The 1,993-nt window shown below is 59.5% G+C and carries 3 protein-coding genes; all 3 read left to right on the top strand.

Going from position 1 to position 1,993, the window contains the following annotated elements; all coding sequences use genetic code 11:
* A partial coding sequence (locus tag AB4Z11_RS30360) for an exopolysaccharide biosynthesis polyprenyl glycosylphosphotransferase (RefSeq protein ID WP_442029701.1) occupies positions 1 to 712 on the top strand: 712 nt, incomplete at its 5' end.
* Between the two features lie 99 nt (positions 713 to 811).
* Entirely contained in the window at positions 812 to 1,774 is a 963-nt protein-coding gene (locus AB4Z11_RS30355; protein ID WP_442029698.1) for an EpsD family peptidyl-prolyl cis-trans isomerase, read from the top strand.
* A 36-nt stretch (positions 1,775 to 1,810) separates the two neighbouring features.
* Positions 1,811 to 1,993, top strand: a 183-nt coding sequence (locus tag AB4Z11_RS30350; RefSeq protein ID WP_442029696.1) for a polysaccharide biosynthesis/export family protein, incomplete at its 3' end; no start/stop codon positions are given.

Genomic DNA, 1,993 nt, shown 5'->3' with positions numbered 1-1,993 from the left:
GGACACCACGGCATCGGTCTACTTCCTGCCCGATATCTATGTGTTCGACCTGATGCAAGCCCGCTTCGACAATGTGGGCGGCATGCCGGTGGTGGCGATKTGCGAAACGCCGTTCACCGGCTTCAACAGCTGGCTCAAGCGTGCCAGCGATTTCATCCTGGCCACCATCATCCTGATCCTCTTGACGCCGATCATGCTGGTGATTGCACTGGCCGTGCTGGCCAGTTCACCGGGGCCGGTGATCTTCCGCCAGCGCCGCTACGGCCTGTATGGGGAACAGATCATCGTCTACAAGTTCCGCTCGATGAAGGTGACGGAAGACGGGGCAAAAGTGGTGCAGGCAAAAGTCAACGATTCGCGCCTGACCCGCATCGGCGCCTTCCTGCGGCGCACCTCGCTGGATGAGCTGCCGCAGTTCATCAACGTGCTGCAAGGCACGATGAGTATCGTTGGGCCGCGTCCGCATGCGGTCGCGCACAACGAGCAATACCGCAAGCTGATCAAGGGCTACATGCTGCGCCACAAGGCCAAGCCCGGCATCACGGGCTGGGCCCAGGTCAATGGCTTGCGTGGCGAAACGGAGACGCTCGACAAGATGGAAGCGCGCATCCGCTACGACCTCGACTACCTGCGTAACTGGTCCTTGTGGCTGGACCTCTGGATTATTTTGCGCACCGTAAAAGTTGTTTTAGCTCGGCAAAACGCACATTGACTTTTTTCATCTCAAGTCAATCGTGCGCGGCAATACGCCCATTACAATTGCAGCATAAAGTTGCTATTTTGTCTATTTGCAACAATCGGGAGGACTACTTTGAACACTCAACTCAACCAGCGACTCTTGAGCGCCGGACTGGCCGTCCTCACCGCCGCCGCTCTGGTCGCATGTGGTAACAAGGCCGAGAAGAAGCCTGGCCAGGCGCTGGCCAGCGTCAACGGCGAAGAGATCACCGTACTGCAACTGAACGACGAACTGGCACGCAACAATGCACCAGCCACGGCCAACCAGGAAGCGACCCGCAAGCAAGTGCTGGAAGCCCTGATCGACCGCCAGCTGCTGGACAGCGAAGCGGCCAAGGAAAAAATCGATCGCGATCCGAAAGTGGTGCAAGCCATTGAACGCGCCAAGTCGCTGATCCTGGCGCAAGCCTATATGCAGAAGCGTGTCGGTACGCTGACCAAGCCCAGCAAGCCGGAAGTGGAAGCCTACTTCAGCCAGAACCCGCAGTTCTTTACCAACCGCAAGCAATTCGATATGCGCGAGCTGGTGGTGGCCACGCGCGATGTCAGCGATGAGCTGAAAGCGGCAATGGATGCGTCCAAGTCGCTGGACGATGTGTCGACCTGGCTGGATGCGCACAAGGTCAAGTACGCACGCGCCCAGATCAGCCGCACCAGCTCGGACTTGCCGCCGGAACTGTCGGCCAAGCTGGCGGCCATGCCAAGGGGGCAGATGTTCATCATCCGCGAAGGCGAGCGCAGCATGCTGATCTCGATTGCGGACGTGCACCCGGCGCCGGTGAATCTGGAAACGGCCACGCCGCAGATTGAGCAATTCCTGTACGCGAAGAAGAACAAGGAAGCGGCCGAAGCCGAAATCAWGCGCCTGCGCTCGACGGCCAAGATCGCTTACATGAATCAATCCGGTGGCACCGGAGCAGCGCCGGCAACGACGCCTGCGGCTGCAGCTGCCTTACCGGCCCAGTCCGCCGATGCCACGCCCGTTGATAGTGGCAAGACGGAAATGAACGAACGCGGCGTCGCCGGCCTGAAGTAAGGCGGCGTCCTCAATGTGCAAAGAAGGAGAATGACGATGAAAAGACTGATGATGTGGGTGATGGCAGTCCTGCTCGGACTGTCCTTCGGCATCGCGCAGGCAGCGGATGTCACGCTGGGCCCTGGCGACGTGGTGAAGGCTTCCGTGTATGACAATCCCGATATGGCGATCGAAACGCGCATCAGCGATTCCGGCCGCATGACTTTCCCGCTGCTGGGC

Source organism: Pseudoduganella sp. RAF53_2 (assembly GCF_052113985.1).
Classification (GTDB): Bacteria; Pseudomonadota; Gammaproteobacteria; order Burkholderiales; family Burkholderiaceae_D; genus Rugamonas.
Note: the sequence above shows the minus strand (reverse complement) of the source record. Positions and strands in the feature narration are given on the sequence as shown.